The sequence below is a fragment of the Delftia sp. WY8 genome, from assembly GCF_018437695.1.
Taxonomy (GTDB): domain Bacteria; phylum Pseudomonadota; class Gammaproteobacteria; order Burkholderiales; family Burkholderiaceae_C; genus Comamonas; species Comamonas tsuruhatensis.
Genome location: NZ_CP049795.1, coordinates 865,420 through 882,292, shown reverse-complemented (window position 1 = coordinate 882,292; position 16,873 = coordinate 865,420). Strand labels below are relative to the sequence as shown.

Annotated in this window: 17 protein-coding genes; 8 read left to right on the top strand and 9 right to left on the bottom strand. The window is 67.6% G+C overall.

Annotation, left to right across the window (positions count from 1 at the left end; translation table 11 throughout):
- Positions 1-102: 102 nt before the first annotated feature.
- Positions 103-1,350 (bottom strand): CaiB/BaiF CoA transferase family protein, encoded by a 1,248-nt coding sequence (locus G4D77_RS03895; RefSeq protein WP_154834656.1) that lies wholly within the window; start codon positions 1,348-1,350, stop codon positions 103-105.
- Positions 1,351-1,388: 38 nt separating this feature from the next.
- A complete protein-coding gene (locus tag G4D77_RS03890) occupies positions 1,389-2,342 on the bottom strand; it encodes a hydroxymethylglutaryl-CoA lyase (RefSeq protein ID WP_046240375.1) in 954 nt (317 codons plus the stop codon).
- Between the two features lie 159 nt (positions 2,343-2,501).
- Between G4D77_RS03890 and G4D77_RS03885 the strand changes: the two genes are divergently transcribed.
- Positions 2,502-3,233 carry an IclR family transcriptional regulator gene (locus tag G4D77_RS03885; RefSeq protein WP_034364346.1) on the top strand — a complete coding sequence of 244 codons (732 nt, stop codon included), beginning with the start codon at positions 2,502-2,504 and terminating at the stop codon, positions 3,231-3,233.
- Positions 3,234-3,257: 24 nt separating this feature from the next.
- Here the strand turns inward: G4D77_RS03885 and G4D77_RS03880 are convergent, their stop codons facing one another.
- The 4 genes from G4D77_RS03880 to fabI all read right to left on the bottom strand — a co-directional run bounded on the left by G4D77_RS03880 (position 3,258) and on the right by fabI (position 6,070).
- Positions 3,258-4,178, bottom strand: coding sequence for a ZIP family metal transporter (locus G4D77_RS03880; protein WP_016448900.1), 921 nt, complete (start codon positions 4,176-4,178; stop codon positions 3,258-3,260).
- Positions 4,179-4,223: 45 nt separating this feature from the next.
- Entirely contained in the window at positions 4,224-4,859 is a 636-nt protein-coding gene (locus G4D77_RS03875) for a superoxide dismutase (protein ID WP_213757901.1), read from the bottom strand.
- A 69-nt stretch (positions 4,860-4,928) separates the two neighbouring features.
- Complete coding sequence (locus tag G4D77_RS30975; RefSeq protein ID WP_016448898.1) at positions 4,929-5,054, bottom strand: hypothetical protein; 126 nt, start codon at positions 5,052-5,054, stop codon at positions 4,929-4,931.
- Positions 5,055-5,269: 215 nt separating this feature from the next.
- Positions 5,270-6,070 carry an enoyl-ACP reductase FabI gene (gene fabI, locus G4D77_RS03870; RefSeq protein ID WP_016448897.1) on the bottom strand — a complete coding sequence of 267 codons (801 nt, stop codon included), beginning with the start codon at positions 6,068-6,070 and terminating at the stop codon, positions 5,270-5,272.
- 111 nt (positions 6,071-6,181) lie between these two features.
- Here fabI and G4D77_RS03865 point away from each other — a divergent pair, with 111 nt between their 5' ends.
- The 4 genes from G4D77_RS03865 (at position 6,182) to G4D77_RS03850 (ending at position 12,068) form a co-directional block, all read left to right on the top strand.
- Positions 6,182-8,011, top strand: a complete 1,830-nt coding sequence (locus G4D77_RS03865) for an extracellular solute-binding protein (protein ID WP_034348785.1) — start codon at positions 6,182-6,184, stop codon at positions 8,009-8,011.
- A gap of 96 nt (positions 8,012-8,107) precedes the next feature.
- The gene (locus G4D77_RS03860; RefSeq protein WP_016448895.1) at positions 8,108-9,136 is read left to right on the top strand and encodes a microcin C ABC transporter permease YejB; all 1,029 of its coding nucleotides are present in this window, start codon (positions 8,108-8,110) and stop codon (positions 9,134-9,136) included.
- A 104-nt stretch (positions 9,137-9,240) separates the two neighbouring features.
- Positions 9,241-10,383: an ABC transporter permease gene (locus G4D77_RS03855; RefSeq protein WP_074924285.1), complete on the top strand. Its 1,143-nt coding sequence runs from the start codon at positions 9,241-9,243 to the stop codon at positions 10,381-10,383.
- The gene (locus G4D77_RS03850) at positions 10,380-12,068 is read left to right on the top strand and encodes an ABC transporter ATP-binding protein (RefSeq protein ID WP_154834655.1); all 1,689 of its coding nucleotides are present in this window, start codon (positions 10,380-10,382) and stop codon (positions 12,066-12,068) included. Before G4D77_RS03855 ends, G4D77_RS03850 begins: the two co-directional genes overlap by 4 nt.
- A 24-nt stretch (positions 12,069-12,092) precedes the next feature.
- Here the strand turns inward: G4D77_RS03850 and G4D77_RS03845 are convergent, their stop codons facing one another.
- Positions 12,093-12,719: a lipocalin family protein gene (locus G4D77_RS03845; protein ID WP_016448892.1), complete on the bottom strand. Its 627-nt coding sequence runs from the start codon at positions 12,717-12,719 to the stop codon at positions 12,093-12,095.
- A gap of 246 nt (positions 12,720-12,965) precedes the next feature.
- On the opposite strand from G4D77_RS03845, the gene G4D77_RS03840 reads away from it, so the two are divergent.
- A complete protein-coding gene (locus G4D77_RS03840) occupies positions 12,966-13,127 on the top strand; it encodes a hypothetical protein (RefSeq protein ID WP_012204826.1) in 162 nt (53 codons plus the stop codon).
- A gap of 89 nt (positions 13,128-13,216) precedes the next feature.
- Here G4D77_RS03840 and G4D77_RS03835 read toward each other — a convergent pair whose 3' ends face one another.
- Both G4D77_RS03835 and G4D77_RS03830 read right to left on the bottom strand, forming a co-directional pair.
- Entirely contained in the window at positions 13,217-13,552 is a 336-nt protein-coding gene (locus G4D77_RS03835) for a chaperone modulator CbpM (RefSeq protein WP_154834654.1), read from the bottom strand.
- The gene (locus tag G4D77_RS03830) at positions 13,549-14,538 is read right to left on the bottom strand and encodes a DnaJ C-terminal domain-containing protein (RefSeq protein WP_154834653.1); all 990 of its coding nucleotides are present in this window, start codon (positions 14,536-14,538) and stop codon (positions 13,549-13,551) included. Before G4D77_RS03830 ends, G4D77_RS03835 begins: the two co-directional genes overlap by 4 nt.
- Before the next feature lie 168 nt (positions 14,539-14,706).
- Between G4D77_RS03830 and G4D77_RS03825 the strand changes: the two genes are divergently transcribed.
- Both G4D77_RS03825 and G4D77_RS03820 read left to right on the top strand, forming a co-directional pair.
- Positions 14,707-15,534 (top strand): c-type cytochrome, encoded by an 828-nt coding sequence (locus tag G4D77_RS03825; protein ID WP_154834652.1) that lies wholly within the window; start codon positions 14,707-14,709, stop codon positions 15,532-15,534.
- Entirely contained in the window at positions 15,531-16,871 is a 1,341-nt protein-coding gene (locus G4D77_RS03820; RefSeq protein ID WP_154834651.1) for a c-type cytochrome, read from the top strand. The genes G4D77_RS03825 and G4D77_RS03820 overlap by 4 nt, the downstream gene beginning before the upstream one ends.
- Positions 16,872-16,873: the final 2 nt, after the last annotated feature.

Below are 16,873 nucleotides of genomic sequence, written 5' to 3'. Positions count from 1 at the left end.
GCGCGCGGCAAGCGTCGTCCGGTGTGGGGTGGATGGGGTGCAAGGTTGCAGGGGCGCCGCGCGTCGGGTGGACGGCGGCGGCTTCAGTGGCTCAGCCTGGCATCAATGGGAGGCCTTGGCGTGGCTGTCGGTGGCCTCGCCCCGGGCCAGGGCCAGGGCCTGCTCGCTGCTGTAGCCCAGTGCGGTGAGGATCTCCAGGCTGTGCTCGCCCAGGCGCGGGGGCGACAGGCGCACGTCCAGGCGCTTGCCGTCCAGCGTGAAGGGCAGCAGCACGGTCTTGGTCTCGCGGCCATCGGGCAGGGTGATGGGGGCCAGCGCGCCCGTGGCGTTCAGGTGCGGGTCTTGCAGCAGGTCCTGCGGGCGTACGATGGGGGCGAAGGGCAGGCCGTTCTTCTCGAAGACCTCGGCAATGTGGGCGGCGCTGTGCGGGGCCATCTTCTCGCGCAGCAGCGGCATCAGCCAGCTGCGCGCCAGCACGCGGTCGTTGTTGCTGCCAAGGCGCGGATCGTCGCGCAGCTCGCCCAGGCCGAAGGCATCGCAGAACAGGCGCCAGGCGCCGTCGCTGACCACGGCCAGGAAGATCTGCTCGCCGCCCTGGACCTCGAACACGTCGTAGATGGCCCAGGCCGAGATGCGTGCCGGCATGGGCGCGGCCGGCTTGCCGGTGACGGCGAACTGCATCATGTGCTGGGCGACCAGGAAGATGTTGTTCTCGAACAGCGCGCTTTGCACTTCCTGGCCGCGCCCGGTCTTCTCGCGCTGGGCCAGGGCAGCCATCGCGCCCATGGCGCCGAACATGCCGCCCATGATGTCGTTGACGCTGGCACCGGCGCGCAGCGGGTCGCCGGGGCGGCCCGTCATGTAGGCCAGGCCGCCCATCATCTGCACCACCTCGTCCAGCGCCGTGCGGTGCTCGTAGGGGCCGGGCAGAAAGCCCTTGTGGCTCACGTAGATGAGGCGCTCGAAGCGGTCCTTGAGGCTGTCGTAGTCCAGCCCCAGCTTGCGCATGGTGCCGGGCTTGAAGTTCTCGCAGACCACGTCGGCCGTGGCGATCAGGCGCAGCGCGGCCTGCTTGCCTTCCTCGGTCTGCAGGTCCAGCGTCACGCTCTTCTTGTTGCGGTTGAACAGCGGGAAAAAGCCCGAGCCCGAACCCAGCAGCTTGCGCGTGGCATCGCCGTCGCGGCCGTGGCCCACGGGCTCGACCTTGATGACTTCGGCGCCCAGGTCGGCCAGCATCATGCCGCAGGACGGACCCATGACCATGTGGGTGAACTCGACCACGCGGATGCCTGCGTAGGGCAGTGGCGTGGCCTGGCCTGCGGCCGTGTCGGGGGAGGTGGGTTGGCTCATGGGAAACGGTGAATGAATGAATGGGTTGTCGCCGCGGCTCAGGCCGGTGCGTAGGGGTGGGGCGCAAAGCCCTTGGGCAGTCCGGCCAGCGGCGTCATGCCGTGCAGCTCCTCGCCGGGCAGGCCTGCGGCCAGCGGCTGGCGGGCGGCGATCAGGCGATCGATGTCCACGCCGGTGCGGATGCCCATGGCCTCGAACATGAAGACCAGGTCTTCGGTGACCACGTTGCCCGAGGCGCCCGGCGCGTACGGGCAGCCACCCAGGCCGGCCAGCGAGGCATCGAAGGTGCGCGCGCCAGCCTCGTAGGCGGCCAGGCAGTTGGCCAGGCCCAGGCCGCGCGTATTGTGCATGTGGGCCGCGCCTGCCTGTTCGCCCAGCTCGGCCCGCAGCCGTGTGAACAGGCGCCGCACCTGGGCCGGGTTGGCCATGCCCGTGGTGTCGGACAGGCCCGATTCATCGGCGCCGGCTGCCACGCAGGCCAGGGCCAGTGCAATCACTTCGTCCTCGGGCACCAGGCCCTGCAGCGTGCAGCCGAAGGCCGTGGAGATGCCCGCCTCGATCAGGGCATGCGGTGCGATCTCGTCGCGCAGCGCGGCAATGGCCCGCACCTCGTCCACCATCTGCATGGGGGTCTTGCGCACATTGGCCATGGAATGCGCGGGGCTGGCCGATACGGGCAGCGTGACCTTGTGGACGCCGGCGCGCAGCGCAGCCTCGGCACCGCGCAGATTGGGGACCAGGGCCATCACGGTGACGCCGGGCAGCGTGATGGCGTGGGCGACCACCTCGGCCGCGTCGGCCATCTGGGGCAGCAGCTTGGGCGAGACGAAGGAGCCGACCTCGATCTCCTGCAGGCCCGAATGGGCCAGGGCGTCGATCCACGCCAGCTTGTGCGCTGTGGACATGGTGGAGGCCACGGACTGCAGGCCATCGCGCGGGCCGACTTCGCTGATGAGTACGTCAAAACGGTGGGAGGACATGGGCAGGGACATCCGGTGGTGGGTGGCGATGACCGCAGGATTCGCCTGTTGACATCGGTCGCTTGAGTCGTTCTAATAGATAGAACTTGATTCTCTCTATTGAAATATTCCCTGCTGCACGCGCCATCGTCAAGCCTGCGTGCCTGGGGTTTTCCCTTGGGTGCCTTCGATATGCCTCGCAAATCAGTGACGGAATCGGTAGCCGACGAGAACGCCGCGCCGGGCGGCGTGGCTGCGGTGGACCGGGCCTTGAGCCTGCTGGCCGCCTTTCGCGACGGAGATGACGGGCTGACGCTGGCCCAGCTGTCGGAACGCACGCGCCTGTACAAGAGCACCGTGCTGCGGCTGCTGGCTTCGCTCGAACATGGCGGCTGGGTGTTGCGCCTGGATGATGGCCGCTATGCCGTGGGCCCGGCCGTGGCACGGCTGAACACCGTGTATGCCCGGCATTTCTCGCTGGACAGCGTGGTCATGCCCGTGCTGCGTACCCTGGTGCAGGCCACGGGCGAAAGTGCGGCCTACCACGTGCGCCAGGGGCAGGACCGGCTGTGCCTGTACCGCGTGGATTCGCCCCATCCCGTGCGCGACCATGCGCGCACCGGCGATCTGCTGCCGCTGGGGCAGGGCGCGGGCGGGCGGGTGCTGTCCGCGTTCGATGCCGAGCTGTACGCCGCATCGCGCGGCGGCAGCCGCACGCAGTTGGCCCGCGTGCGCGCCGATGGCTACTGCGCCATGGTGGGAGACAGGCACCGGGAGATCGCCGGGATTTCTGCCCCGGTCTTCAAGCGCGATGGAGAGTTGGCAGCGGCACTGACACTGACCATGCCAGCCCACCGCTACGAGGAGCGCCACGCCCGCCATGTGCTGGCGGCGGCGCGGGAGCTGGGGCTCTTGCTGCCCTGAGCCAGGCGTGCGCGGTGCGCGGACTCAGCCCAGCGCCGTGTCCAGCACCATCATCAGCACAAAGCCCAGCATGAGGCCGCCCGTGGCAAAGGCCTCGTGGCCCTTGCGGTGCGACTCGGGAATGATCTCGTGGCTGATCACGAAGAGCATGGCGCCTGCCGCAAAGCCCAGGCCCCAGGGAAGCAGCGCGGCCGAGCCGCTGACGATGACTGCGCCCAGCACGGCGCCCAGCGGCTCCACCAGGCCCGATGCCATGCCCAGCGCCACAGCAAAGCTGCGCTTGTAGCCCGCAGCCAGCAGGGCCACGGCGACCACCAGGCCCTCGGGCACATCCTGGATGGCAATGCCTGTGGCCAGCGCATTTGCGCGCAGTCCGTCGTTGCCCGCATAGCCCACGCCGATGGCCAGGCCTTCGGGCAGGTTGTGCAGGGCAATGGCAAAGACGAACAGCCAGGTGCGCTGCAGCTTGCGCGCGCCTTGCGGGTCCAGGCCTTCGCGGCCCTTGATGAAGTGCTCGTGCGGCAGCAGCCGGTCCATGAGCATGAGCGCCGCGCCGCCCAGCAGGATTGCCGTGCCGATGACAGCGCCTGCCGCCCAGCCCCCGCCCCCAAACAGGCCCTGCGTACGCACCGCCTCCAGCCCCGGCAGGATCAGCGAGAAGGCGCAGGCCGCCAGCATGACGCCGGCGCCAAAGCCGAACAAGGTGTCCTGCGTGCGCTCGGACAGGCGCTGGGACAGCATCACGGGCACGGTGCCAAGGGCTGTCGCCAGCGCGGCTGCCGAGCCGCCGGCCAGGGCCTGGAAGACCACCGGATGGTTCTGGGCATAGGCCCAGAACTGGCTGGTGAGCGCCCAGGCGCCGGCCATCATGATGGCCAGGCCGATCCACAGGCGGATGTTGGACCGTACGCTGGTCTTGGAGCGGAAGCGTTGTGGCAGATCCATGCTGGTCGGGAATGGGTTGGGGCGTTGGCGGGCAGGCTTGGCCGATCAGCCGCGGGCTGCGGTGTAGCGGCGGGCCACTTCGGCCCAGCTGACTACGTTGTAGAACGCCGCGATGTATTCGGGGCGGCGATTCTGGTACTTGAGGTAGTAGGCGTGTTCCCACACGTCCAGGCCCAGGATGGGGGTGGCTCCGGAGCCGATGCCGGCCATCAGCGGGCTGTCCTGGTTGCCGCTGCTTTCCACGGCCAGCTTGCCGTCCTTGCCCACCACGAGCCACGCCCAGCCGCTGCCAAAGCGCGTGAGCGCGGCCTGGGTGAAGGCGGCTTTGAAGGCATCGAAGCCCCCCAGCTCCCTGTCGATGGCCTGGCCCAGCTCGCCCGAGGGGGCGCCTCCGCCACCCTGGTCTGCCGGGGCCATCACGGTCCAGAACAGGCTGTGGTTGGCATGGCCGCCGCCGTTGTTGCGCACGGCGCCGCGCACGCCTTCGGGCAGCAGGGACAGGTCGGCGATCAGCTGCTCCACGGGCTGGCTGCCGTGCGGCGTGTCCTTGAGTGCGGCATTCAGGTTGTTCACATAGGCCTGATGGTGCTTGGTGTAGTGGATCTCCATGGTCTGCGCATCGATATGGGGCTCCAGCGCGTCGTAGGCGTAGTTCAGGGGAGGCAGGGTGTAGTTGCTCATGTGGTTTCTTTCAGGGACTACGGGGGAAATCGGTGCGTCGTAAGGCGTGTGGGGGGGCGAGACCTGCAGTCAGTGCGCCAGCCGCGAGGGCAGGGCCGTTGCCGCGATGTCGAAGACCCGGGACGAGGCCTGCAGTGCAGCATCGATGGGGGCTGGAACGGGAGAGGGCAGGCTGAGGTCAGGGGTTGCTTGCATCTCTGCTGGCTCCGAGGGTTTCAGAGATTCCTTGATATTGATCTGAGAATTGTATTATTCATGAGAATCATTCTCATTCAAAACAAAAATGACCTCAGTCAAGCCGATGTGTATTTCCTTGCGCGTGCAGGCAGGACCCGCAGTCGTGGGTTCCGGGCGAAAAAAAACCCCGCAGGCGGCAATGCCTGCGGGGCCGGTCGGGCGGCGGTGGCCGCTTAGACCTGGTCGGCCGACAGGCCTGCAGTCTGGCTGAAGCCGCCGTCCACGTAGGTGATCTCGGCCGTCACGCCCGAGGCGAGGTCCGACAGCAGGAAGGCGGCCACATTGCCCACATCCTCGATGGTCACGTTGCGGCGCAGCGGCGATGCATCGGCCACGCGGCCCAGCAGCTTGCCGAAGTCCTTGATGCCCGATGCGGCCAGCGTCTTGATGGGGCCGGCCGAGATGCCGTTGGCGCGGATGGCGCGGCCGTCTGCCGTGCGGCCCACGGCCTCGGCCAGGTAGCGCACCGAGGCTTCCAGCGATGCCTTGGCCAGGCCCATGGTGTTGTAGTTGGGGATGGAGCGCAGCGCGCCCAGGTACGACAGCGTCAGCAGCGAGGACTTGTCATTGAGGTAAGGCAGGGCCGCCTTGGCCATCGCGGGGAAGCTGTAGGCGCTGATGTCGTGCGCGATCTTGAAGCCCTCGCGCGACAGGCCTTCCAGGAAGTTGCCGGCGATGGCCTCGCGCGGCGCGAAGCCGATGCTGTGCACGAAGCCGTCGAACTTGCCCCAGGTGGCGCCCAGGTCGGCGAACAGCTTGTCGATCTGGGCGTCGTCGGCCACGTCGCAGTCAAAGATCAGCTTGGAGTCGAATTCTGCAGCGAATTCGGTGATGCGGTCCTTGAAGCGCTCGCCTACATAGCTGAACGCCAGCTCCGCGCCCTGTGCGTGGCAGGCCTTGGCGATGCCGTAGGCGATGGAGCGGTTGGACAGAACGCCCGTGATCAGCAGTTTTTTACCGGCGAGAAAGCCCATTGTTGTTCTCCAGAGGAAGTGAGTGGAAGTGCGCAGCAGCTGGCGGCGAAGGCGGGGCCCCGCGTCAGCGTTTGCCAGCGGGCGGCTGGCTGCGTGGTGCAGAATTGTCGCATGCGCCATTGGATGATTTCTTCGCTGCTGCTGGCCTCGGCGTGTGTGCCGGCGTGGGGCTCGCATGCCTATGCCCTGTGGGGAGAGCCCCGCTATGCCGAGGGCTTCAGCCATTTCGACTATGTCAACGCCAAGGCCCCCAAGGGCGGCGAACTGCGCCTGGTGAGCAACCTGCGCATCTCCACCTTTGACAAGTACAACCCGTTCACCATCAAGGGATCGTCTCCGGCCTATCTGGCCGAACTGATGTTCGACACCCTGCTGTGGCCCTCGCTGGACGAGACCGCCACGGGCTACGGACTGCTGGCAGAGGATGTGCAGGCTGCCCCCGACGGCCTGTCGGCCACGTTCCGGCTGCGGCCGCAAGCGCGCTTTCACAACGGCAAGCCCGTGCTGGCTGCCGATGTCAAGTTCAGCTATGACACGCTGGTGGGGCCGCACGCATTGCCTGGCTACCGATCGCTGTTCTTCGATGTGGCGGGGGTCGACGTGCTGGATGAACGCACGGTGCGCTTTCGCTTCAAGCAGCCGAACCGGGAACTGCCGCTGGTTGTGGGCGCCATTCCCGTCTTCAGCCGCGACTGGGGCATGGAAAACGGCAAGCCCAAGCCCTTCGACCAGGTGGTGACGGATACGCCCATCGGCAGTGGGCCCTACAGGATAGGACCTGTGCGCTTCGGCAAGGACATCACCTATGTGCGCGACCCGGACTACTGGGGGCGCGATCTGCCCGCGCGCGTGGGCACGGCCAATTTCGACCGCATCTCCGTCAAGATCTACCGCGACAACACGGCGAAGCTGGAAGCGCTGAAGGCCGGCGAGTTCGACCTGATGCGTTTTTACAGCGCCGGCGACTGGGCGCGGCGCCTGTACGGCAAGCGCTTCGACCGGGGCGAGCTGGTCAAGGGCGAATTCAGCAACAAGCTGCCCTCGGGGTTCCAGAGCTATGTGCTCAACACCCGGCGCCCTTTGCTGCAGGACGTGCGCGTTCGCCGTGCGCTGGACCTGGCCCTGGACTACGAATGGATGAACCGGCAGATGTTCTACGGCTCCTACCAGCGCGTGCGCGGGCTGTTCGGCAACACGGCCTGCGAGACCCATGGCGAGCCCTCGCCAGAGGAGCTGGCGCTCATGGAGCCCCTGCGCAAGAGCATTCCGCCGGAGGCTTTCGGCCCCATGGCCGAGCCGCCGCGCACCGATGGCAACAACTCGCTGCGTGCCAACCTGCGCCAGGCGCGGCAATTGCTGGCCGATGCCGGCTGGACCATTCAGGATGGCGTGCTGCGCAATGCGCGGGGCCAGGCCATGGAGCTGGAGTACCTGGACAGCAGCGAGTCGGGCATACGCCAGGTCTCGCCCTGGATACGCAATCTGGAAAAGCTGGGCATACGGCTGCGCTTTCGTTCGGCGGACTTCGCGCTGTACCAGCAGCGCGTGGAGAAGTTCGACTACGACATCATCTCCATTGCCTACCAGGGCACGAACAACCCGGGCCAGGAATTCGCCGACCTGTTCGGCAGTCGGGCGGCGGACACGGACGGCTCGGGCAATTTTCCCGGAGTCAAGAATCCCGCCGTCGATGCCTTGATCCGGCGCATGACCGAGGCCAAGACCGAGGCGCAGCTGTTGCCCGCGTGCCACGCACTGGAGCGTGTCATCGCGCATGGACACTACCTGATTCCGCAGTGGAGCGCGGGAACGCACCGCATGGTCTACGACTCCTGGCGGCTGGTGCGGCCCGCCGTGGTTCCCGCGTACGCGAAGGGCGAGAGCTGGGCCATGGATACCTGGTGGGCCCGCATGCCGGTGCTGACCGCGCCGCCTCCATGAGCGGGCGCTGCCGCCGCATCGTTGCGATCCGTTGCATGATGGGCACGCTCCCGGGCCGGGGTGCCCCCCGGCAATCGACATAATGCAGGACTTCTTATGTGGGCCTACATACTCAAACGCTTGCTGCTGATGGTGCCGACCCTGCTGGGCGTGCTGCTGCTGACCTTCGTGGTCGTGCAGTTCGTGCCCGGTGGCCCGGTGGAGCAGTACCTTGCCGAAGCCAAGGCCAGCGTGGGCCGTGGCGGCGAAGGCGGTGGCCTGGCCTACCGTGGCAACCAGGGGGTGGACCCCCAGCGCATAGAGCAGATCAAGGCCCTCTACGGGTTTGACAAGCCGGCCCATGAGCGCTTCTTCCAGATGCTCGGGCAGTTCGCGCGGTTCGATCTGGGGCGCAGTTTCTTTCAGAACAAGGATGTCTGGCAGCTGATCAAGGAGAAGCTGCCGGTCTCGGCCAGCCTGGGCCTGTGGACCTTTTTCATCAGCTACCTCGTGGCCGTGCCCCTGGGCATTGCCAAGGCCGTGCGTGCCGGCTCGCGTTTCGACTTCTTCACCACGCTGCTGATCCTGGTGGGCTATGCGATTCCGGGCTTTGTGCTGGGCGTGGCGCTGCTGGTGATCTTCGGCGGGCAGCTGCAATGGTTTCCGCTGCGCGGGCTGACCTCGGCCAACTGGGATGAGCTGTCCTGGGGCGCGCGCATCGTGGACTATCTATGGCATATCGCGCTGCCGGTCACGGCCATGGTGGCGGGCAGCTTCGCCATCACCGCCATGCTCACCAAGAATGCCTTTCTGGAAGAGATCCGCAAGCAATATGTGCTGACAGCCCGCGCCAAGGGCCTGTCGGAGCGGCAGGTGCTTTATCGGCATGTGCTGCGCAATGCGCTGATTCCCATCGTCACCGGCTTTCCGGCCGCCTTCATCGGTGCCTTCTTCACGGGCTCGCTGCTGATAGAAACGCTGTTCTCGCTGGACGGCCTGGGCCTGCTCAGCTATGACAGCGTGATACGGCGCGACTATCCCGTGGTGCTGGGCACGCTGTACCTGTTCACGCTGATCGGCCTGGTGACCAAGCTGGTCAGCGATCTTTGTTATGTGTGGGTGGATCCGCGTGTACGGTTTGACTAGGTACCTTCCGAGCCGCTTCGCGGCTTGCCCGGTATGCACGGCGCCCTGTATCGCGGAGGGCGGACGGGCGGCGCGTGGCGCCGGGCTTCGTTTCCTGGAGCGACATGGACACTGAAATGCAATCCGTTGTGGTTTCTGGAACGGGGCTGCCAGGGGCTGGGGCGCCTGCACCGCTGGCGGCGGCGGCGGTTTCGCCGGCGCGGCGGGCCTGGCTGCGGTTCAGGCGCAATCGGCTGGGATATTGGAGCCTGGTCGCTTTTTGCGTGATGGTGGTGCTGAGCCTGGGCGCCGAGCTGATCAGCAACGACCGGCCCCTGGTGGTGCGCTACGAAGGCCAGACCTACTGGCCGCTGTGGAACGATTATTCCGAGAAGACCTTCGGCGGCGACTTCGAGACGGCGGCCGACTATCTGGATCCCTACATCCGGGATCGCCTGAGCCAGGGTGGCAACTGGGCGCTGTACACGCTCAATCCCTACGGGCCTCAGGCGCTCAACTACTTTGCGAGCTTGCCCAATCCGGCGCCGCCCTCGCGCGAGAACCTGCTGGGCACGGATGATCGCGGGCGCGATCTGCTGGCGCAACTGATCTACGGCTTTCGCGTGAGCGTGCTGTTTGCGCTGGCGCTGACGGCCTCCGGCGTGGTGCTGGGCGTGGTGACGGGGGCCATCCAGGGCTTTTTCGGCGGCAGGACCGATCTGGCGTTTCAGCGCTTCATCGAGATCTGGGGCTCCATGCCCGAGCTGTATCTGCTGATCATCTTCAGCGCGGTGCTGGCGCCCAGCGTCTCGCTGCTGCTGGTGCTGCTGTCGCTGTTCGGCTGGATGGGGCTGTCGGACTATGTGCGGGCCGAATTCCTGCGCAACCGCCAGCTCGACTACGTGAAGTCGGCGCGTGCGCTGGGCGTGGGCAATGGCGCGCTGATCTGGCGCCATCTGCTGCCCAACAGCATGACGCCCGTGGTCACCTTTTTGCCGTTTCGCATGAGTGCAGCCATCCTGGCGCTGACTTCGCTTGATTTCCTGGGCCTGGGCGTTCCGCCCGATACGCCCAGCCTGGGCGAGCTGCTGAGCCAGGGCAAGAACAGCATCGATGCCTGGTGGATCTCGCTGTCCACCTTTGCGGTGCTGGTGGTGACGCTGCTGCTGCTGACCTTCATGGGCGATGCGCTGCGCGATGCCCTGGACCCGCGCAAGGCCGCTGCCACCGATGCAGCCCCGGCCGTTGATGCGAAGGACGCCGCATGAACGCAGAGCAGCCGGCAATGGACATGCCTTCCGCCCCCGGTCGCGGCCGGACGCTGCTGTCTGTGCGCAACCTGCGCGTGCGCTTTGGCAGCAAGGACGTGGTGCACGGCGTGAGCTTCGATCTGGCGGCCGGTGAGAAGCTGGCGCTGGTGGGTGAGTCCGGTTCGGGCAAGACCATCACGGCGCTGTCCCTGCTGCGGCTGGCCGGTGACGCCCAGCTGGGCGGGCAGGCGCTTTTCGACGGCCGCGACCTCCTGCGCCTGCCCGAGCGCGAGATGCGGGCCGTGCGCGGCGGCGACGTGGCCATGATCTTCCAGGAGCCCATGACGGCGCTCAATCCGCTGATGACCGTGGGCGAACAGGTAGGCGAGGTGCTGCGCCTCAAGCAGGGGCTGACGCGGGCGCAGTCCCTGGCCCAGGCGGCCGAACTGCTGGCGACCACGGGCATTGCCGAGCCCGTGCGCCGTGCCCGCGCCTTTCCGCATCAGCTCAGCGGCGGCCAGCGTCAGCGCGCCATGATCGCCATGGCACTGGCCAGCAGCCCGCGCCTGCTGCTGGCCGATGAGCCGACCACGGCGCTCGACGTCACGCTGCGCGGACAGATCCTGCAATTGCTCGATGACCTGCAACGCCAGACCGGCATGGCCGTGCTGATGATCACCCACGACCTGCACCTGGTGCGGCGCTTTGCCGATCGCGTGGCGGTGATGGAGCGCGGGCAGCTGGTGGAGCAGGGCGAGGTGCCGGCGGTCATGGCAGCTCCGCGCCATGCCTACACGCGCAAGCTGCTGGCCAGTGTGCCGCGCCGCGATCTGGTCGAGGCGCAGGCCGGTACACCGGGGGCGGCTCCCGAGCCGCTGGTCCATGCGCAGGGCCTCAAGGTCAGCTACCCGGTGCCGTTGACGGGCGTGCGCGGCTGGTTTGGCCAGGGGCGTTTTGTTGCCGTGCAGTCCGCCGACCTGGACCTGATGCCCGGGCGCACCGTGGGTGTGGTCGGGGAGTCGGGCTCGGGCAAGTCCACGCTGGCCCAGGCCGTGCTGGGCCTGCTGCCGCATGAAGGCCAGCTGCGCATCGCTGGCCAGGCCTGGAGGCAGCCGGCCACGCGCAACTCGCCGGCCAATCTTGCGCTGCGGCGCAAGGTGCAAGTGGTGTTCCAGGACCCGTATTCATCGCTGTCGCCACGGCTGACGCTGGAGCAGATCGTTGGCGAGGGCCTGCGCGTGCACGCCCCGGCGCTCACGGGGCGGCAGCGCCGTGACCGCGTCGTGGACATGCTGTCTGCCGTCGGGCTGACGGATGAGCAGTTCCCCGGTCTGCTCGATCGCTATCCGCATGAGTTCTCCGGGGGCCAGCGCCAGCGTATCGCCATTGCGCGTGCCCTGGTGCTGGAGCCTGAAGTGCTGGTGCTTGACGAGCCCACCAGTGCGCTGGATGTGACCATTCAGCAGCAGGTGCTGGGCCTGCTGCAGCGGCTGCAGCGCAAACGTGGCCTGGCCTATCTGCTCATCACGCACGATGTGGACGTGATCCGCGCCATGGCCCATGACGTGGTGGTGATGAAGGATGGTGCCATCGTCGAATCCGGCCCCGTGGCCCAGGTGCTGGGCGCGCCGCGTGAGTCCTATACCCAGCGGCTGGTGGAGGCTGCTGGCTTTTCGGGTGACGGCATGCCCGAAGGGTTCTGAGTTCGCCGGCCTGCCGCCGGGCCGCTACCAGCTGCCTGTGGGATTGACCCCGTCCTGAAGAATCCACTGAACCTTGTCCACGGGCACGCCCAGCAGCCGGGCCTGGGCCAGCAGGCGCGCTGCCACGCCATCGGGCAGTTCAGGGGTGCGCGAAAGAATCCAGAAATAGCGCAGGTCCGAGCCGACTACCATGGCCCAGCGGTAGTCGGCATCCAGGGCCACCACGTTGTAGCCGCCGTAGAACGGTCCGAAGAACGAGACCTTGAGCGCCGCAACGCCGGGGCCATGCACCGTGCGGGCCTTGCCTTCAGCGGACTTCCAGCGCCGGCGGCCTGCGTCGTAGCCCCGGTTCAGCACATGCACGCTTCCATCGGGAAGCGGCGTGTATTCGGCCTGGGTGCGCTCCAGGCCTTTTTCGAAGCGGTGGTCTATGCGGGCCACCTCGTACCAGCGGCCCATGTAGCGCTGGATGTCCCAGCCGCGTACGGGCTCCACTGTGGCAGGAATGGGCGGGTTGCGCAGGCCCTTCCAAAGCAAGGCGGCTGCAGCGGCCCCGACGGCAAGCCCAGCCAGGCCTGCCGCGGGCCGAACCCAGGCAGGGCGGGGTGTGGACGGGGTGGTGACTTCTGTGCGTGGTTGGCGGGGTGACATCGTGCGGAACTCCGTGTTCAGGCAGAGCGCATGCCAGGGGCATCATGTGCGCTTGGCAGCGTGCTCCTACTTTAGGACAGAACGCCGGGCCGCGGTGTAGGCCGGCGCTGCCGGAACTGCGGCTGTGCGGGCTGCGCAACGCAGGAACTTTCCCTATGCCGGAGCAGGCCATGTGTTTTTTTATGCGCGGGCCTGCAGGTCTATGGCCTAATTGCGCGTTCTCATTTTTTTGAAGAAGGAAATGCCATGGGCAACAAGATCGTTACCGAAGCCGACCGCAAGTTCACTCCCCAGCCTCCCCTGCCCAACGGCGTCACCCTGCCGACGCCCGGCCGTGGCCAGCGCGTGAGCCGCGCCCGTGGCGCCCACACCCATACCAAGAAGAACCCCGGCAAGCGTCACCGCTGAGCACGGCGGGCTGCGTGCGTGCCTGCCGCGGCCGCGTTCTGAAAGCAAAAGCCCTCGAAAGAGGGCTTTTGCTTTTGGGGCGAATGCGCTCAGTGCTGCAGTGCCTGGAGCTTGCGGCGCAGCATCTGCACTTCCTCGATCAGGTCCACGGTCAGCGCGGCCAGTTGAGGGTCGGCATCGAAGCTGTGCTCCAGATGGGCTATGCGGCGCGCACGCACCAGCATGTGGCTGCTGAAGCGCCACTGTGCCTGTGCGTCGGCCGCGTCGCCGGCCGGCTCGTTCTCGCAGTACAGCACCCCGGTCTGCACGCGCTCCACCACCCAGGCGGTGTTGCGCTGGCAGTGGCGGGCGAGATCCTGCAGGTCCAGAGCGCCTTCGCCCAGCAGTTCTGCGGGCTCGTAGAAGGGATACAGCGGCGTGCTCATCGCGTGGCTCCTTGGCCCGCTGCGTGCTGGCGGGCATCGAACGAAGGAAAGGCCTGGGCCAGTGCTGCATAGGCCTGGCGCTGGGCGTCGGTCTTGGGCTCGGGCAGGGCGATGCCCAGCACCAGGTACAGGTCGCCCGGCGTGGCGGCTGGCAAGCCCTTGCCCTTGATGCGCAGCTTGCGGCCAGCGCGGCTGCCCGCGGGCACGCTGACCTCGAATTCACCGGCAATGGTGGCCACGCGGACCGGGCCGCCCAGTGCGGCTTCCCAGGGAGCCAGGGACACGGGCTGGTAGACATCCTTGCCCTCGGCCCACCAGCGCGGGTCGTGGCGCAGGTGCACTTCCAGCAGCAGATCGCCTGCCGGACCGTTGCCCAGGCCCGGGCCCCCCTGGCCGGCCAGACGGATCATCTGGCCTTCGCGCACCCCCTTGGGAATGCTGACCTGCAATTCCTTGTCCCGCGCCACCGGCCGCCCGTCCTCATCCAGCACCGTGCTGCGCAGGTGCAGGCTGCGCTGGGCGCCGTGGTAGCTGTCCAGCAGGTCCAGCTCGATGCTGGCGTGCTGGTCCTGCCCCCGCAGGTCGGGTGGAGGTCGGTGCTGCCCGCCGCCCGCATGGCGCGCGCGGGCGCCCTGGCCGAACATCTGCGAGAAGAATTCGCTGAAATCCGCATCGCCGTCCGGCATGGCGCCATCGCCGCTGCGAAAGTGGAAGTCCTGACCTTCCCAGTCCGGGGGCGGCTGGAATCCGCCGGCGCCTGCGCTGCGGCGGGGCGCATCGGCCAGCGCGTCGTAGGCCGCACGCTTTTCGGGATCGGACAGCACGGCGTTGGCTTCATTGATCTCGGCCATGCGTTGCGAGGCATCCGCTTCCTTGCTGATGTCCGGGTGGTACTTGCGCGCCAGCTTGCGGTAGGCCTTCTTGATCTCGTCAGCACTGGCCTGCCGGTCCACGGCCAGGATGCGGTAGTAGTCCTTGTATTCCATGAATTTCCGTCCTCCAGCCCTTGCGGGCGATGTTCTGGACAAGCCAGAAGCCAGCATAGCCCGGTCATGGCAGGGTCTCAACCGATGGGCCTTTTCCTGCTGGACTGGCATCTTGTGACGGGTTTACTACATTCGCGCGTCGGCAGGACGCAACAGGAGGCGTCGGACATGGCACATGGCAGGCGATGGCGGTACGGGACAGGGCTTTCAGGCGTCAAGGGGGCAAGGAGCTTGCTGGGCGCATGGCTGGCGGCCTGTGCATGCGGCGTGATGGCGCAGTCCGCCCAGCCGGCACCGGGCGTGCCGATGGCGGACCTGCCCCCCGCCGTGGTCAGTGCGCCTCTGCCCGATGTGGGCTCCATGGCGTCCAGGGCGCTGGCCTGCACGGCCTGCCATGGTCCCGAGGGACGGGCCACACCCAGCGGCTACTTTCCTCGCATTGCGGGCAAGCCTGCGGGCTATCTTTACCGCCAGCTCAAGAATTTCCAGCAGGGGCGCCGCAGCTATCCGGCAATGAACCGGCTGATCGAATTCATGTCGGACGACTATCTGCGCCAGATCGCCGTGCATTTCGCAAGCCTTGAGCTGCCCTATGCGCCGCCCGTGCCGGCGCAGCTGCCGCCCGCCGACCTCGCGCGTGGCGAGCAGCTGGTGCTGCAGGGCGACGCGCAGCGGGGCCTGCCCGCCTGTGCTGCCTGCCATGGCCAGCGGCTCATGGGCGCGGGCGACGATATCCCGGGTCTGCTGGGCCTGTCACGCGACTATCTCAACAGCCAGATAGGCGCCTGGCGCTCGGGCCAGCGCCAGGCGGCCGCTCCCGATTGCATGGACCAGGTGGCCAAGGCGCTGACGCCGCAGGAAGTCGTGGCCGTCACGGCATGGCTGTCGTCGCGGCCTGCATCGGCGACGCCGGGAGGGCACGAGGCCTTGGCGCGCTCCTTGCCGCTGCGCTGCGGTGCGGTGGCCGCTGTGGGCGGTCAGGAGGGCAGGCCATGAGTGTCCAAGTGGAAAATCCGGCCAGCGCGAGCGTACGCGGGCGGTGGCCCCTGCTGGCTCTTGTGGTCCTGGCCCTGGTCCTGGTGGGGCTGCTGCTGGTCTGGCTCAACCTGCGGGGGGAGCAGGGGGTTCATGCCTATGGCCACGGCGGCTGGTCAGGATCGACCGAAACACAGGCCGCCCTGGTCGAGCGCGGCGCCTACCTTGCGCGGGTAGGCAACTGCGCTGGCTGCCACACGGCGGCGGGCGGTGCCGAATATGCGGGCGGGCGGGGCTTGCCCACCGCGTTCGGCACGCTGTACACCAGCAATCTCACCTCCGACAAGGAGACGGGCTTGGGGCTGTGGTCGGCGCAGGACTTCTGGCGTGCGCTGCACAACGGGCGCTCGCGTGGTGGGCGCCTGCTGTATCCGGCCTTCCCGTATGACAGCTACACCCGCGTGACGCGCGCCGATTCGGACGCCTTGTTCGCCTATCTGCAAAGCCTGCCCGCCGTGCGCGCGCAGACGCCGCCGCATGCGCTGGACTTTCCCTATGGCTGGCAGGGGTCGCTGGCCGTCTGGCGGGCGCTGTTCTTCTCGCCGAAGGATTGGCAGGACCAGCCAGGGAAGGCCCCGGCCTGGAATCGCGGCGCCTATCTTGCCCAGGGGCTGGGCCATTGCGCGGCCTGCCATGCGCCGCGCAATGGCCTGGGTGCCTCCGGCCAGGCCATGTCCGGCGGCTTTGTGGCAGGGCAGTCCTGGTATGCGCCTTCGCTGCTCGATCCCGGCGAGGCGGGTGTGCGTGCCGGCCAGGAATCCGCCTGGGTGCAGTTGCTGCAGACGGGGTCCGGCCCTTCAGGCTCGGCACTGGGCCCCATGGCCGAAGTCGTGGCGCGCAGCACCCAGCACTGGCAGCCAAAGGATCTGCAGGCGCTGGCTTCCTATCTGCAGGAGCAGGGCGCTGCTGCCCCATCTGCCGGCACAGACGGGCACGGCGCCATCAAGGCTGTGCAGCCTGGGCAGATGGCCTTGGGGCGGGCCGTGTACGAACGGCAGTGCGCGGTCTGCCATGGTGCGCAGGGCCAGGGAACACCGGGCGCGTTTCCTGCGCTGGCCGGCAATGCCTCCGTGACCATGGCCGAGCCGCGCAACCTGCTGCTGGTGCTGCTGGACGGTGGCTATCCCCCGTCCACGCGGCAACAGCCGCAGCCGCATGGCATGCCGCCCTTTGGCCATGTGCTGTCTGACGCACAGGTGGCCGCCGTGGCCAGCTATGTGCGCAATGCCTGGGGCAACAAGGCGGCGGAAATCGGTACCATGGAGGTTTATCGCGCCCGGGAAGGGCGTGGTTTCTGAGA

Excerpts from the sequence above, each read along its gene's own strand:
- G4D77_RS03895 (WP_154834656.1), bottom strand. The coding sequence starts at position 1,350 with ATGAGCCAACCCACCTCCCCCGACACGGCCGCAGGCCAGGCCACGCCA.
- G4D77_RS03890 (WP_046240375.1), bottom strand. The coding sequence starts at position 2,342 with ATGTCCCTGCCCATGTCCTCCCACCGTTTTGACGTACTCATCAGCGAA.
- G4D77_RS03885 (WP_034364346.1), top strand. The coding sequence starts at position 2,502 with ATGCCTCGCAAATCAGTGACGGAATCGGTAGCCGACGAGAACGCCGCG.
- G4D77_RS03880 (WP_016448900.1), bottom strand. The coding sequence starts at position 4,178 with ATGGATCTGCCACAACGCTTCCGCTCCAAGACCAGCGTACGGTCCAAC.
- G4D77_RS03875 (WP_213757901.1), bottom strand. The coding sequence starts at position 4,859 with ATGAGCAACTACACCCTGCCTCCCCTGAACTACGCCTACGACGCGCTG.
- G4D77_RS30975 (WP_016448898.1), bottom strand. The coding sequence starts at position 5,054 with ATGCAAGCAACCCCTGACCTCAGCCTGCCCTCTCCCGTTCCAGCCCCC.
- fabI (WP_016448897.1), bottom strand. The coding sequence starts at position 6,070 with ATGGGCTTTCTCGCCGGTAAAAAACTGCTGATCACGGGCGTTCTGTCC.
- G4D77_RS03865 (WP_034348785.1), top strand. The coding sequence starts at position 6,182 with ATGCGCCATTGGATGATTTCTTCGCTGCTGCTGGCCTCGGCGTGTGTG.
- G4D77_RS03860 (WP_016448895.1), top strand. The coding sequence starts at position 8,108 with ATGTGGGCCTACATACTCAAACGCTTGCTGCTGATGGTGCCGACCCTG.
- G4D77_RS03855 (WP_074924285.1), top strand. The coding sequence starts at position 9,241 with ATGGACACTGAAATGCAATCCGTTGTGGTTTCTGGAACGGGGCTGCCA.
- G4D77_RS03850 (WP_154834655.1), top strand. The coding sequence starts at position 10,380 with ATGAACGCAGAGCAGCCGGCAATGGACATGCCTTCCGCCCCCGGTCGC.
- G4D77_RS03845 (WP_016448892.1), bottom strand. The coding sequence starts at position 12,719 with ATGTCACCCCGCCAACCACGCACAGAAGTCACCACCCCGTCCACACCC.
- G4D77_RS03840 (WP_012204826.1), top strand. The coding sequence starts at position 12,966 with ATGGGCAACAAGATCGTTACCGAAGCCGACCGCAAGTTCACTCCCCAG.
- G4D77_RS03835 (WP_154834654.1), bottom strand. The coding sequence starts at position 13,552 with ATGAGCACGCCGCTGTATCCCTTCTACGAGCCCGCAGAACTGCTGGGC.
- G4D77_RS03830 (WP_154834653.1), bottom strand. The coding sequence starts at position 14,538 with ATGGAATACAAGGACTACTACCGCATCCTGGCCGTGGACCGGCAGGCC.
- G4D77_RS03825 (WP_154834652.1), top strand. The coding sequence starts at position 14,707 with ATGGCACATGGCAGGCGATGGCGGTACGGGACAGGGCTTTCAGGCGTC.
- G4D77_RS03820 (WP_154834651.1), top strand. The coding sequence starts at position 15,531 with ATGAGTGTCCAAGTGGAAAATCCGGCCAGCGCGAGCGTACGCGGGCGG.